The 14,347-nt window shown below is 59.1% G+C and carries 13 protein-coding genes; 6 read left to right on the top strand and 7 right to left on the bottom strand.

Going from position 1 to position 14,347, the window contains the following annotated elements; all coding sequences use genetic code 11:
- Positions 1-68: 68 nt before the first annotated feature.
- Positions 69-731 carry an HAD family hydrolase gene (locus tag IEI95_RS06055; protein WP_156532058.1) on the top strand — a complete coding sequence of 221 codons (663 nt, stop codon included), beginning with the start codon at positions 69-71 and terminating at the stop codon, positions 729-731.
- 110 nt (positions 732-841) lie between these two features.
- Here the strand turns inward: IEI95_RS06055 and IEI95_RS06050 are convergent, their stop codons facing one another.
- The 6 genes from IEI95_RS06050 to IEI95_RS06025 all read right to left on the bottom strand — a co-directional run bounded on the left by IEI95_RS06050 (position 842) and on the right by IEI95_RS06025 (position 5,696).
- The gene (locus tag IEI95_RS06050; protein WP_156532059.1) at positions 842-2,065 is read right to left on the bottom strand and encodes a DUF1501 domain-containing protein; all 1,224 of its coding nucleotides are present in this window, start codon (positions 2,063-2,065) and stop codon (positions 842-844) included.
- A 3-nt stretch (positions 2,066-2,068) separates the two neighbouring features.
- Complete coding sequence (locus IEI95_RS06045) at positions 2,069-3,595, bottom strand: DUF1800 domain-containing protein (protein ID WP_156532060.1); 1,527 nt, start codon at positions 3,593-3,595, stop codon at positions 2,069-2,071.
- Positions 3,596-3,671: 76 nt separating this feature from the next.
- Positions 3,672-4,121, bottom strand: coding sequence for a periplasmic heavy metal sensor (locus tag IEI95_RS06040; protein WP_156532061.1), 450 nt, complete (start codon positions 4,119-4,121; stop codon positions 3,672-3,674).
- Positions 4,118-4,555 (bottom strand): hypothetical protein, encoded by a 438-nt coding sequence (locus tag IEI95_RS06035; protein WP_156532062.1) that lies wholly within the window; start codon positions 4,553-4,555, stop codon positions 4,118-4,120. Before IEI95_RS06035 ends, IEI95_RS06040 begins: the two co-directional genes overlap by 4 nt.
- Positions 4,548-5,096: an RNA polymerase sigma factor gene (locus tag IEI95_RS06030; RefSeq protein ID WP_156532063.1), complete on the bottom strand. Its 549-nt coding sequence runs from the start codon at positions 5,094-5,096 to the stop codon at positions 4,548-4,550. The genes IEI95_RS06035 and IEI95_RS06030 overlap by 8 nt, the downstream gene beginning before the upstream one ends.
- A gap of 297 nt (positions 5,097-5,393) precedes the next feature.
- Positions 5,394-5,696 carry a zinc ribbon domain-containing protein YjdM gene (locus IEI95_RS06025; RefSeq protein WP_041698808.1) on the bottom strand — a complete coding sequence of 101 codons (303 nt, stop codon included), beginning with the start codon at positions 5,694-5,696 and terminating at the stop codon, positions 5,394-5,396.
- 336 nt (positions 5,697-6,032) lie between these two features.
- On the opposite strand from IEI95_RS06025, the gene IEI95_RS06020 reads away from it, so the two are divergent.
- Positions 6,033-8,462, top strand: a complete 2,430-nt coding sequence (locus IEI95_RS06020) for a glucose/quinate/shikimate family membrane-bound PQQ-dependent dehydrogenase (protein WP_156532066.1) — start codon at positions 6,033-6,035, stop codon at positions 8,460-8,462.
- A 109-nt stretch (positions 8,463-8,571) separates the two neighbouring features.
- Here IEI95_RS06020 and IEI95_RS06015 read toward each other — a convergent pair whose 3' ends face one another.
- Positions 8,572-9,714 (bottom strand): ROK family transcriptional regulator, encoded by a 1,143-nt coding sequence (locus IEI95_RS06015; protein WP_420360063.1) that lies wholly within the window; start codon positions 9,712-9,714, stop codon positions 8,572-8,574.
- 96 nt (positions 9,715-9,810) lie between these two features.
- On the opposite strand from IEI95_RS06015, the gene IEI95_RS06010 reads away from it, so the two are divergent.
- The 4 genes from IEI95_RS06010 to IEI95_RS05995 all read left to right on the top strand — a co-directional run bounded on the left by IEI95_RS06010 (position 9,811) and on the right by IEI95_RS05995 (position 14,347).
- On the top strand, positions 9,811-11,184 hold the full coding sequence (locus tag IEI95_RS06010) for an extracellular solute-binding protein (protein ID WP_156532067.1): 1,374 nt from the start codon (positions 9,811-9,813) through the stop codon (positions 11,182-11,184).
- 69 nt (positions 11,185-11,253) lie between these two features.
- A complete protein-coding gene (locus IEI95_RS06005) occupies positions 11,254-12,165 on the top strand; it encodes a carbohydrate ABC transporter permease (RefSeq protein WP_156537335.1) in 912 nt (303 codons plus the stop codon).
- The gene (locus IEI95_RS06000; protein WP_156537334.1) at positions 12,165-13,229 is read left to right on the top strand and encodes a carbohydrate ABC transporter permease; all 1,065 of its coding nucleotides are present in this window, start codon (positions 12,165-12,167) and stop codon (positions 13,227-13,229) included. Before IEI95_RS06005 ends, IEI95_RS06000 begins: the two co-directional genes overlap by 1 nt.
- 5 nt (positions 13,230-13,234) lie before the next feature.
- Entirely contained in the window at positions 13,235-14,347 is a 1,113-nt protein-coding gene (locus tag IEI95_RS05995; RefSeq protein ID WP_156537333.1) for an ABC transporter ATP-binding protein, read from the top strand.

The raw sequence follows: 14,347 nt of genomic DNA, 5'->3' as shown, positions 1-14,347 counted from the left end.
CTTACCACGGGAGGAATACTGCATCGGCCATCAAGGCCGACAGATCAACAATGAGGTAATGCATCCTGATGCAAGACATCGAGTCTGCTGTTTTCGATCTTGATGAAACATTGCTCAACTGGGATTCAACGGCCGCCTGGATTTTGGAGCGGGTGCGGGGATCTGGCTGGCGCTTTGTGCTGGCGGCATTGGCATTGCCTTTCGCCGGTCCATTGATTGTGTTTCCGCCGCTGCGGCGTTGGGGAACCTCGGTCTTTCTCTGGATCACCACGTTCGGACTTTCCGAACATGCCTTGAAGGCCTCTTTCGCCCGTTTTGCCGACAGGGTTAACGCAGGCAAACAGCCAAGGCTAGCCTGGCATGATAAAGGCCTGGCCGAGCTTCGGCATTATTTGAACCAAGGCAGTCGGGTGGCCGTCGCAACCGGAGCGCCGCTGTGGATAGCTGCGCCGCTTGCAGCGTGCATCGACAGTCGTATTCAGGTGGTTGGATCGGGATTACACCACGTTCTCGGTGGCTGGGTTCTCAGCGATCATTGTCGCCATGAACGAAAATGCATAGCGCTTGGCGGTATTGGATTTAGCGGCAGATGGACTGCGGCCTACACGGACAGCTTTGATGATCTGCCGATTTTAATGCGGGCGACACGGGCGTTTGCCATTAATAGTTCCTCCAGGAAAAGAAAGAAATTCGACGCCAACGGATTGAACATTCAATATTTAAATTGGTGAGCCGTTGTTTTGATGACGCAATGGGGACTAGGAAGATTCATTGAAAATGAATCCTCCTATCAAAACGTCATGGGGTTCCTGCCACACCCTCGTGCCTGACATCTCTGGCGTTAGACGATTAAGCCCTTCATGGGCTGAACACTTTCCGAACCTGGAAACACAACACTGGCCAGATGACCGGCACTGGCACCAAGAAGATCGACCGCCATGCCTTTGATGACGGCGCGGATGTCGGTGGTGGCGGCGAGATCCCGGCCTTCGAACAGCTGGTTCTGCTTCAGCCCCGGCCAGTCGGTGATGACGCGGCCACCCCGCACGGCACCGCCAGCGAGGAAGGCGGTCGTGCCGGTGCCGTGGTCGGTTCCGTCAGTGCCGTTGATCCGTGCCGTGCGACCGAACTCCGTTGCAACGATGATTGCCGTATCCTTCCATGCGGGTCCAAGTTCCTGTTCGAAAGCGGCAATAGACTTGTCGAGGCCAGCCAGAAGCTTTGCCAGCCGGTCAATTTCCTGTGCGTGGGTGTCCCAACCCTCGAAGGCAAGTGCTGCGACACGCGGGCCATCCGGTTGTGCCAGCAACCGGGCAGCGCCTCGGGCCATCTGCTCCATGCCGTTCGGATCGCCGGGGCCACCTTTCGACTTCATGTCGAGGCCGGAGGCGATCTTGCCGGTCTGGATGCCTTCAATCAGAAGCTTCGAGAGCATCGGGTCCGTACGGCCATAAAGATCCATCAGGCGCGGCGCGAGATCGCCGTCAGCGGGTCGGAGCACGGACGGCGCCCAGCCGAGCACCGGTGCCTTGCCGCGAATGACGAGGGGTGCGGTTGCCCCAACGGAAAGGCCTTGCACCCGTTCCGCCGCACCGGGAGCGATCTTGTCACCGGCTGGCAATCCCTCCAGAAGTCGGTTCATCCAGCCGGTTTCGACATGGCCTGGCGTCGGAAAACCGGATTCCAGCACATCCTGTCCGTCGAAATGCGAGCGCTCACGATAGGCGGTGGCACTGGCATGCACCACGGCGGCCTGATTGGCGCGGAACAGGCGTTGGAAATTCGGCATCGAGGGATGCAATCCGAAAAAGCCGTCGAGCGGCAGCACCGGCTTGTCTCCATCGAGCCTCAGCGCAATCGACTGGCGCAGGCCCTCATAATCGGGATCGCCGATCGGCGGAACGGCGGTCAGCCCATCCAGCGCGCCGCGCAGGATGATGGTGACGAAGCGGGGATCGCGTCCGCCAGCCGCATGGGCAAAGCGGGGCATGAAGGCCCAGGCAAACAAGGCGCCGGATGTGCCGAGAACGGCGCGGCGGGTGGGGGAGAGGTTTTCGCACAGCATGGTTCAGCGCCTCTGAAATTCGGGGGAAAGGAAAGCAATCGACAAGCCCTGCGGTCGGGTTTCGGCCCGGGAAATCGCCTGCAATGTATCGGCGGTGAGAAGTGGTCCCAGCCGGTCACCGGCAAAGGCACGGGGGTCGACTTGGCCCTGGATCTGATGGGCAAAGAGATTTGCCGCATCGATGCGGGTCGCCAGCGATTCCGACGATGCCCAGGCATCGGTAACGTCGGAAAAACCGTTGGGACCGGGGGGGTTCCACAGTGGCTGACCAAGCGCGTTCAGCATGGAAATGATCTGCTCCGGCTTCGGCCTGATCCCGCTGCTGCGTAGCATCGCCGCCACATAATCCTGTGGCATGCGCATTTTTGTCAGCGTCGGGTTCCAGGCTTCGTCGGCATCGACAAGGGCATTATAGACAGCCGAGAGATCGCCCTGTGACTTGGTATAGGCGGCGGCCAGTTTCGTCACCAGGGCCGGTGGCGGCTGGTCGGCGACGAAATAGCGGACAAGTTTCATTGCGATATGTCTGGCGGTCGCCGGGTGGCGAGCGAGATCGCGCAAGGCGGTGCGGCCCTGTTCCACATTGCCCTCGGCATAGGTCATGCCCATCACCGTGTGGTCGCCCGGTTCATGGGCATTGGCGTTAAAGATGAATTTGCCCTGTGGGCCTGGGCGTTTTTCATCGCGGTAGAATGTCCAGCCGGTAATGATCCGCGCCAGCGACGTCACATCTGCCTGATTATAGCCGCCATCGACGCCGAGCGTGTGCAGTTCCATGATTTCGCGGGCAAGATTCTCATTCAGGCCCCGCTTGCCATTCTTGTTGGCGGGCGAGGTAGGGCCGATCGATTGCTGGTTATCGAGGAAAACCAGCATGGCCGGATGGGTTTCGACCGCCAGCAGCATGTCTTCGAACCTCCCAAAGACATGGGGACGGATGGCCTCCCGCTCGAAAGCTCCGGCCAGAATATGCACTTCGCCACCCTTGCTGATCGCCACCGAAAAATGGTTGGCCCAGAACATCGCCAGCCGTTCGCCAAAGCCGATCAACGGTTGGTGGATCGTTCCATTGAAACGGGCATCAGCTTCCGCAAGCAGGATCTGCTGCGGAAAATAGGGACGCTTGGAAACCGGCATATCCGGCTTTTTGTCCATGGACTGGGGCGGCATGGCACCCGCCTGCATGCCATTGCCCTGCATAGCATTGCCTTGCATGCCGGCAGCTTGGGGCGGGCCGCCTGCGCCTTGCATCGCATTCGCGCCAGCCATGGCCGCGCCAGCCATTGCACCGGCTGCGGGTTGCTTGTCGCGTTCGGCTTTGACCTGTTTTTGGTATTCGTAAAGCGCCACCAGCAGATCGGAACTGGAGCGCAATTGCGCGCCGACGGGCGTTGGCACAGCACGCTCTGTGATCTCTTCCTTCAAAAGATCGCGGGGGGCATCCTTGATGGCGGTGATCCCGCCATCCGCAGCGCCAAGGCCGAAGCGCCAGAGCGCCAATGCGGCATCGACATCGTTGGAATTGGACATGGCCGATATGAACTCCGTTTCATCATCGGCCTTTCAACGTCGCTATAGGTTCAAATCCGTCGCTTTTGAAATATGATCATTTCGTGGCAGGCCGGGGTGCCTCCCGCTGGATCAATCCGTCCGCCAGACGGCGTCGTTCATCGACCGACAGGGTGGCTACAAAATCGATCGCCTTCTGCTCGGTGGCGGCCCGCACCGCATATTCGGCCTCGCGGGCGCGTTTCAGCGCATCGGCCAGCGCCACACCGTCGAGATCCGGCTTGCCCATCAGGGCGGCGGCCTCGACACGCGCTTGGCGCGCTTCAAGTCCGGTGGAGCGCACATCACGGCGCGCATTGTTCAGGGCCTTCTGAAACTCACCGCGCAATTTTGATGGAAGCTGCTCGCCCGCCAGCGGCAGACGCGAAGGCGGGACCGTGGCATTGTCATAAAGATAGAAAAAACCCGCACCAGCGAGGGCGCAGATCAGGAAGGTGTTGAGCACCAGAAGGCCGATGGCCAGCCGCTTGAAACCGTGTTCCGTCATCGTATCTCCTGAGCAATCTCGCCTTCGGTCATGATATTGCCAAACGCCGTCGCGGTATCAGTCATCGGGATCTGGGTGGGCGGTGCAACTATTGCAACCGCCAGCGCACCGGTCAGGCCACCCGCAAGGCCGACGCCGAGAAGCCCCGCGCCGACCAGCCAGCGATGCAGCCTGCGGCGCAGTGTGACGCGCTTGTCTGCCGATTGCAGGATGCGGCCCGTCAGGGCGGCGGACGGAGACGGTGGGGCTGACAGGGCGAGAAACGCATCCAGGCGGGAAGCCTCCTCCACCATGGCGCGACCGGCTTCGGTTGCGGCAAAAATCTCAGCCGCACCGCGCCGGTCTTCGGGCCAGCGTTTGCGATCGCCGCCATAGGCTTCAACGAGCACGCGAAACCGCTCTGCATCCATGCCTTGCTTGCTGTCGTCACTCATTCCCATCTCCGTTCAGCGTCTTCTGCAACGAACGTCGTCCACGCGCCAAAAGGCTTTCCAGCGCATCGACGCTGATCTGCATCACACTGGCTGCCTCCAGGTTCGACATGTCCTGGTAGTAAACCAGGACGATTGCTTCCCGTTGCCGGGGGGCGAGCGCCTGCAAGGCCGCATTGACCCGCTGGCTATCTGCTTCTCCTCCTGTCAGTCCGGCATCCGGCAGAGGCGCGTCGTCCATCCGATCCGGCGGCTCGGCCATCAGCACGTCACGCCGCTTGCGCAGCCGGTCGTAGCAAAGGTTGATTGCCACGCGGTGCGCCCAGGTATCGAAGCGGGCACGGCCTTGTCGCCAACCTCCCGCATGTTTCCAGATGCGCAGAAAGGTTTCCTGCGCCACATCCTCCGCCTCCGCCGGGTCAGCGAGCATGCGATTGGCAAGCGCCAGAAATCGCGGCAGCTTGCGCGCCACCATGGTCCGCATCGCAGCCTGATCGCCCGCCGCAACTTGCTTGACCAGTTCTTCATCGGGATCGTCGGTCATGTCCTTTTCACCGCAACCCATCCACCGCAACCCCGGCAGCTCCGCAGACACGGTTGCTCTGTTTTGCCTCATTGGAGGTCAAAATGCGCAAGGACCTGGGAAGCATCAAGGTGAGGTGGATCAAATTTTCTCCCGAAGATGAGATGAGACAGCTAGGCCATTGGATCTTCAACGCGGGGAGGCTGGAATTCCGTCGCTCATTCGGGGATTTTTTTGGCGAATATCCGGCGCTTGGCCCGGCGTCCAGGGCTGCTGCCCCGGGAATGCGGGCCGGGTTTTCGCCCGGCCCGCCGATCATCAACGCTTCTTGACGAATTCCGTCCGCAGCACCAGTCCCTTGATCGCGTCGTGACGGCAATCGATCTCTTCCGGGTTGTCCGTGAGGCGGATCGATTTGATGACGGTGCCCTGTTTCAGGGTCTGGCCAGCGCCCTTGACCTTCAGATCCTTGATGAGGGTGACGGAATCGCCATCCTGCAAGATGTTGCCGGACGCATCACGGACCTCCGATGCCTGAGCGGCAGCGGCTGCCACTTCGGAGGCGGGGCGCCATTCGCCGGTCGCTTCATCATAAATATAATCGTCGTTATCGCCAGCCACGGACCCTGCTCCTGAAGTGAATGTTATCTGATCTTCGTCGCTTACAGGAGCAAGGCCCGGTGTTGCAACGAGAACATCCGTTAATTCGAACATGAGGAACGGTTTCGGCCGCTACAGCGATGGCTTTTCCATGCGCAGATTGTTGTCTCTTGTCAAAAAGGCGCGGACGAAGGATAAGCGAGGCAGGCAGACATGCCTCCGGCGAACCCTGTGACGGGAGGGCAGTGTCCCCGGAAATCCAACCATAGAAGGCGTTCGGGCTCGTGTCGATCTGGCGAAACCTCATGCGATCCGTTGACTGTCGATCCGACCAACCTTTCAAGGAGCTAAAATACGATGGTCCAACAAAAAGGCGCCCTCTCGGCGGTTGCCAAACTCTGGCTGATCCTGCTGGGTACGGTGCTCGTTCTCGCCGGTTTATTTCTTGCCATCGGCGGCTACCGACTGATAACGCTCGGCGGTAGTTGGTATTTCATCATCACCGGTATTGCCGTGGTCCTGTCCGGCCTGCTGGTTTTGATGCGGCGCCCTCTCGGCGCAGTTTTGTTCGTCATCGTCACGCTGTTGACCGCCGTCTGGGCGATCTGGGATGCCGGTCTTGATTTCTGGCCGCTGATCTCGCGCCTATTGGCCTTCGGCATCGGCTCCACCGTGGTGCTGCTTTCGCTGCCGCTTCTGCGCAAGGCGCGCGGCCTGGCACCCGGCTACGCCGGTTCACTCACGCTTGCGGCAGTTCTGGCCTTGGCGTCCGCAGGCGGTGTGGCCGGCATGTTCATGCCCCATCCTTCTGTGCCGTTTACCGGCACTCCGATTGCCCGTGTGCCGGTCGATCCGGCAAGCGAACAGAAGAACTGGGAACATTACGGCAATACATCAGGCGGGAGCCGCTTTGCCGCGCTCGACCAAATCAATGTCGATAATGTCAAAGCTCTGACGGTCGCCTGGACCTATCATACCGGTGATACCCCGATCAGCCCCGGCAATAATGGCGCGGAAGATCAGGAAACCCCGTTGCAGGTCGGCGAGAAGCTGTTCCTGTGCACCCCCCATAACAACGTCATCGCCGTCGATATCGATAGCGGCAAGCAGTTGTGGAAGGCCGAGATCAACGCCAAGTCGTCGGTGTGGATGCGGTGCCGAGGTCTTGCCTATTTCGATGCGACCCGTCCGCTGGATCAGCCAACGGTTCCAGGCTCCACACCTGTCTCTGCGGTGACTGTTGCACCGGGTGCGCTTTGCGAACGCCGCATCCTGATGAACACGATCCAGGCTCAGTTGATTGCACTCGATGCGGATACCGGCGCGTTTTGCCCTGATTTCGGCACCAATGGCCGCGTCGACCTGAAGATCGGCATGGGCGATGCGCCCGATCCGCAATATGTTCTGACATCGGCACCCACGCTTGCCGGAACCACTGTCGTGGTCGGCGGCCGTATTGCTGACAACGTCCAGGTCGATATGCCGGGCGGCGTCATGCGCGGTTTCGACGCTGTCACCGGTGAATTGCGCTGGGCGTTTGATCCCGGCAATCCTGAGATCACCAAGCTGCCGCCTCCGGGCCAGACCTATACGCGCTCGACGCCGAATGTCTGGGCCGCGATGTCGTACGATCCGGCCTCCAATACGGTGTTCATGCCGGTTGGTAGCCCCTCGGTTGACCTTTACGGCAAGACACGCACAGCACTCGATCATAAATACGGCGCATCCATGCTGGCACTCGATGCCACCACGGGCCGTGAAAAATGGGTCTACCAAACGGTCCATAACGACCTCTGGGATTTCGACGTGCCGATGCAGCCGTCCTTCATCGATTTCCCGAAGGCGGATGGCTCCAAGGTTCCGGCCCTGGTTTTCGGCACCAAGGCCGGTCAGCTTTACGTTCTCGACCGGCAAACCGGCCAACCGCTGACGGAGGTCAAGGATATCCCGGTCAAGCCGGCCAATATTCCGAACGAGCCTTACTCTCTCACCCAGCCGCTTTCGGTCGGCATGCCGCAAATCGGTACCGGTCCCTTTACCGAGTCCGACATGTGGGGTGCCACGCCATTTGACCAGCTGATGTGCCGTATCGCCTTCAAATCCATGCGCTATGAAGGCCTCTATACCGCGCCCGGCACCGATACCTCGCTGGCCTTCCCTGGCTCGCTCGGTGGCATGAACTGGGGCGGTCTTTCCACCGATCCGGTCCATAACCTGATTTTCGTCAACGACATGCGTGTTGGTCTTTGGGTGAAGATGCAGGAAGCGGCACCCACGACCAAGACGTCAAATGGCGGCGAAAGCGTCAATACCGGCATGGGCCTCGTGCCGATGAAGGGAACACCCTATGCGGTTCTCAAGGATCGCTTCCTGTCCGCCGCAGGCATTCCCTGCCAGAAGCCGCCGTTTGGTACGCTGACAGCGGTGGATATGAAAACCCAGAAGATCGTCTGGCAGGTGCCGGTTGGCACTGTGATGGACCAGGGGCCGCTTGGCATCAAGATGGGCCTGCCCATTCCGATTGGCATGCCGACGCTCGGCGGCACGCTTGCCACGCAGGGTGGTCTGGTCTTCATCGCTGGCACCCAGGACTATTATCTGCGTGCCTATAGTGCAGCGACTGGTGAAGAAGTCTGGAAAGCCCGGTTGCCGGTCGGCAGCCAAGGTGGCCCGATGACCTTCAAATCGCCCAAGACCGGCAAGCAATATGTGGTGATCTCGGCAGGCGGCGCGCGCCAGTCTAGCGATCGTGGCGACTACGTCATCGCTTACGCCTTGCCGAACTGAAAATAATCCAATGACAGGAAACCGCCCGGAGGCAACTCCGGGCGGTTTTTATCTTCCTACCGCCTTGGGTCTCGATGCCTTCTGGGCTCTCTCCAAATTTGGAAAGAGATCAGACACTCGGATTGCCCGGCACGCTATGAAGAATCATCGCGGCGGCACCAAACGCGACGGCATCGACCGCTGAGATTTGCGGGATGAGGATATCAGGTTGAATGACCCGTGCTCCATCGAACGGATTCGATGTTGAGAAATCAAGCCATGGCGCTAGCTTTTCCCTTACCAGTCTGGGCAGTGTTCCGCCGATATATAGTGCCGATGGCGCAAGAACGGCTGTCACCATAAAGGCGAGCGTGGCTAATTCCGGCCCGGCTCTTCTCAGCCACGCATCAAGAACTGTCGGGTTTGCTTGCAGATATGCTGTCCATTGGTCGGAAGACCGGCCTTTCGGTATGTTTCCCTGATGCTCTTTGCACCAGGCTGCCAAGTCGTCAAAAGAGGGGCGCGATAATCCGCGCGCGCGTAGCGCACCCACTTCGCCGGCATTTCCCAGATTGCCGCGATAAAGCTCCTTGCCAATGATGATGCCGCTGCCAATGCCCTCGGAGAGGTACAGATACGCAAAATTATCGTGTTCGCTGGCATTGCCCAAGGCAAGTTCGCCCATGGCCGCAGCATTGGCATCGTTTTCAATCATCACCGGACAGTCAAGTGTCTCGCGCAGGGTCGAGGCCAGATCCGAGCCTGCCCAGGAAACGACTTCCTCCGCGAGATCGAGGAAGGCAGTGCCGTGACGGAAACGGGTTGGCATGGCCACAGCGGCGCCGATCAGCAGGCCTTCATCAATGCCGTTTGATGTCAGCAAGTCGGTCTTGAGCGATTTGATCGCCGTCTGAATGTCGGAAAATCTGTCGTAAGGCCCTTCAAGCTGCTGTTCGCCAATCCGGTTGCCGCAAAAATCGAGCAGCGTCACTGTCAGCGAATAGCTGTTTGCATGCACCCCAAGCGTATATCCGATGTTTCCGGCGAGCATGAGGTCGATGTGAGGCGCGCCGCGCTGGCTTTGCCGTCTGGCTCCCTGGATAACGATGCCGCGCGCGATCAAGTCACGGGTCATCATGCTGACGGCAGCCTGGGTCACGCCGCACAATTCCGCGAGTTCTGCACGCGACGCAATGCCGTTTCGCCGCAAGTGTTTCAGCACCGCCGCTTGCGTGGTGCCGATGCCGTGCAAAGGCCGTTGTCTTGTCAGCACCGGATTCGGTCCCTCTCCATCACTGATCCGGCGATGTCATAAATCAGTTACTTAAGCAAGTTAATTAAATAATCCTCACCAACTGGATCAATAGCCATGACCAAATGCCTCGCCCTTCTCGCCACCGTGGCGATTTCTGCGCTTGCCACCGGATGGGCGCATGCAGAAGACATCAAGATCAAGCTTTCGACGCTGGCCGATAAGACCGCTCCGGCGCGCATCACCAATATCGAAGCCGCCGCAGACATCATGAACAAACAGTTCAAGGCGGCGGGCGTCGATAAACATATTGTCATCGAAGCCAATAACAGCACCGTCAAAGGCTGGGACGACCTCGCCCTCGATACGCTGAAGGCATTTGCAGTCGGTCAGGGGCCGGACATCTATGTCGTTCCGCATGAATGGATCAGCAAATTCGCTGAGGATGGCGACGCGCTGCCGATGGACGAGCGGATCGCCGCTGCCCCTTGGGTCTATGGCGACATCCTGCCGGTGCTGTGGAAGGCCGCCAAGGGTAATGATGGCAAGATTTACGGCATACCGCAGGATGCCGAGATCCGTATGTTCTTCTATAACAAGGACATGCTGCGCAAGATCGGCAAGGATGAGGCCTTTATCGAAGGCTTGCCCGCCAAGGTCGAAGCAGGCGAATTCACGCTCGATGATCTGACGGCGCTCTCCAAGGAAGTGGTCGATGCGAAAGCAGCCCAATACGGCATGTTGCATCGCCCCAATGTCGGCATCGATTATCTGATGGTCTTCCAGTCCTATGGCGTCAAATTCCTGGATGAGAAAACCGGCAAGCTGGTGTTTCCGAAAGCGGAAATGACCAAGGCTCTCGGCTGGTACGAGCGCAATGCCAAGCAAGGCGTCACCCCTGTCGATAACACAGCAATGAGCTGGGATGCGATCCAGGGCGCCTTCAAGCAGGAGAAGGCTTTCATCTTCCATCAGGGCGTCTGGGCGGTTGCCTGGCAGCTCGGCGAGATGAACGGTGCGACCTGGCCGACGGATCGCGACGGCTATTTCCACAAAATCGGCTGGATTCCTGCCCCGGCTGCAGAAAAGGGCGGCAAGCCCGCCAATCTTTCCCATCCGCTGCTTTATACCGTCAATGCCAAGAGCAAGAATGCGGAGATTGCCGCTGATCTCGTAGCACTTGCGACATTGCCGTATTTCAACAACCAGCACGCGGTCACATCCTACCATACCGCAATTAGCAACGCCCAGACGGCAATGCCGAAATACAAGGACAATTGGGTTCTGTCGGCGGCATCGCCGATGATGGCTCATGCCGGGTTCGTGCCGAACCACACTCAGTTCGGCAGCTACAACAAGATCCTGTTCAGTGGCTTGCAGGCCGTGGAGACCGGAAAGATGAAGGCGGCCGATGCCGTTGAGTTCATCGCCGACGAACTTGAGACGCAATTCGGCTCGGACGTTGAAATCCGCGATACCGCCAGCAACTAAACTCGGCCCTGCTGCGTGCCGCCCGACTCTTCATCGGGCGGCACCTTTCATTCTCATTGGTAGTCCATAATGTCCCAATTCCAGCTTCGAGCGCATCGACCGGCCCGGCCAATTCTTTACCTCGCGCCGGCAATCGCGCTGCTTGCCGTGTTTTTTCTGGCGCCGATCTTGGTCAATGCGGTGATCGCCTTTACGGACATGGGGTCGAACCTTCGGGTTGGCCATTTCACGGTGCAAAACTTCGAACGGATCGTCCAGCGTGATGCGCGGATCCCGATGGTGTTGCTGACGACGCTAATCTACGTTTCCGCGACCCTTTTCATCTTCAATGTTGGTCTCGGCGCGCTTTTGGCGATGACCTCGACCGCGATCCCCGATCGGCTGGGTAATTTCTTTCGTGGGCTGTGGCTTTTGCCGCGCATGAGCCCGGCTGTGCTCTATGGGATCTTGTGGATCTGGATCGCCGATCCAACGCCCTTGGGACTGCTCAACCAGGTGACCGGCGCATTTGGCCTGCCACCGGTCAACCTGCGCAATGATTTTCCGCTGCTGCTGGTCATTCTGGCAAACGGCGTTGTCGGGGCTTCTTTTGCGATGGTCATTCTGACCTCGTCTATCCGCTCCATCCCTTCGCATCTCGCCCATGCGGCGCGTGTCGATGGCGCCAGCGAGTGGGGCGTTCTGCGTCATGTCGTGGTGCCAGCGCTGTCGCAACCGATCCGCTTCATCACCATCTACCAGGCACTCTCCCTGATGACGACCTACGAATATATCCTGCTGATCACCGGTGGCGGCCCGCTCTACGATTCCACACCCTACGCGCTCTATATCTACCGGCGCGCGTTCGAAAGCGGCGCCTATGCCTATGGTGCGGCGCTGGCACTCGGCCTGATGGTCATCGGCATTGCCGTGACCTTGGTGCAATGGCGTGTCTCCAACATGCGCTCCACCTTTGCCGCTCCAAAGATTGAGGTGTTGTGATGTCGATGCTCCAGGCCGATAACGTTCCGTTAACCGATTGGACCCGCCTCGAACGCCGGGGCATTGTCAATCGTGCTGGCTTCCTGTCGGCGCTTATCCTCTTCCTGACGATTGTCTCTATTCCCATTCTCCTGCCTTATCTCTGGCTTTTGGTGAAATCGCTCACCTCGTCCGATGGCGCTGTTAGCCGGCTGGTTCTTTGGCACAGTACGGCCATCGCCGGGGTCGGTTATCTCGGTGCAATCGGATTGGCGTTGTTGGCAGATCGGCTGCGTAGGCCCGCCGTCAGCTGGGCTGTGCTTGCCATGGTGATCGTCATTCTGTCGGCTATTTTCCTCATCCCGCATCTGAGTTTCGACAATTACCGCTTTCTGTGGAACCCTGACATTGCCAAAATCGGCACCAATCGCATGGACCTGATGCCATCGATCTGGTCGGCGCTTGGCACGTCGCTGGTGTTTGCGATTTCCCAGACGGCAATTGTCACACTGGTCGCCACCCCAGCCGCCTATGCGCTGTCGCGGTTTGCTTTCGCGGGCCGTGAAAACATTCTGCGCGGTCTGCTTCTGCTGCACGCCTTTCCGGCGCTGGCGCTCACCGTCGCGATCTTCATCCAGCTTTACTATATGGGCCTGCTCAACAATTTGGTGGGTGTCGTGCTGGTGTTGAGTGCGCTGGAACTGCCGTTTGCGATCTTCGTCCTCAAAGGGTTCTTTGATGGCGTGCCATGGGACATCGAGATGAGCGCCGTGACGGATGGTGCAACGCGCTTCCAGGCCTTTCGCATGGTGATCCTGCCACAGATCCGCAGCGGCCTGATTGCTGTTGCCACATTTACCTTTCTGCGTGGCTGGGAGGAATATGTCTTCGTCCAGACGCTGCTGATCGAAAAGAACCAGATGACGATGAGCCTCTACCTGTTCTTCGTCGCCCAGGACCATATGGGGGCGGATTACGGCATGATTGCTGCCGTCGGCATCGTCTATCTGTTGCCCGTCCTGGTCCTCTACATCTTCACGCAGAAGTACATCACGCAAATGAGCTTCGGCGGGATCAAAGGATAACCGACATGGCCAAGATCACTCTCGACAATATCACCAAAAGCTGGGGCGAAACCCAGGTCCTGAAACCGATGAGCCTGACGATCGAGGATGGCGAACTCGTCGCTATTCTCGGGCCGTCTGGCTGCGGAAAATCGACCACGCTGTTTCTGCTCGCCGGTCTCTATGCGCCGACGTCTGGTCAGATCGGTTTCGACGGGCACAATGTCAACCGCGTCGACGCGCGCGACCGCAATGTCGGCATCGTCTTTCAGTCCTACGCGCTCTATCCGAACCTGACGGTGCGCGACAATATCGCCTTTCCGCTTCGCTTCAAAACCATGCGCAAGGACGAGATTGCCAGACGTGTCGAAGAGGCGGCCAATCTGGTGCAGATCAGCGCGCTGCTTGACCGCCGTCCCTCGCAGCTTTCCGGCGGCCAGCAGCAGCGTGTCGCCTTGGCGCGGGCGCTGGTGAAGGAACCGAATATCCTTTTGCTCGATGAGCCGCTTTCCAATCTCGATGCCACCCTGCGCATCACCATGCGGGCTGAGTTGAAAAGCATACAGAAGCGGCTCGGTTTCACCACGCTGATCGTCACCCATGATCAGATCGAGGCGATCACCATGGCCGACCGGATCATCTGCATGAACAATGGCGAGATCGCCCAGGTTGGTACGCCGGATGATCTCTATCGCCGCCCGAGCAATCTGTTCGTGGCAGGCTTTATCGGTACGCCGCCGATGAACCTTCTCAAGGGCCATGCCAATGGGTGTCAAGTGCGTATCGGCGAAGCATCCGTCGCCCTGACTGGAGAGCGTGAGGGAGAGGTGACGCTCGGTCTGCGGCCTGAAGACATCACGCTTGTTTCCCACGCAGATGCACCGCTCAGTGGGGAGATTATCAGCGTGGAGCCGATGGGCCGCGAAGTGTTCTACATGATCGACACGCCCGCTGGCGTCATCCATGCGCTGGAATATGGAGAAGCCGTACGCCATGCACCCGGCGCCAGGGTTGGTATTGCCTGCAAGCCGGAACACACGCTGTTGTTCGACGCCTCCGGCAACCGCATTGTTGATCTCCACGCCAAGCTTTTGCAACATTCCGATAGGCTCGTGAAAACGTTAGAACCAGCAAACTGA

Source organism: Agrobacterium vitis, assembly GCF_014926405.1.
In the GTDB taxonomy this organism is placed as follows: Bacteria; Pseudomonadota; Alphaproteobacteria; order Rhizobiales; family Rhizobiaceae; genus Allorhizobium; species Allorhizobium vitis_H.
This window is presented reverse-complemented; position numbering and strand designations above follow the sequence as displayed.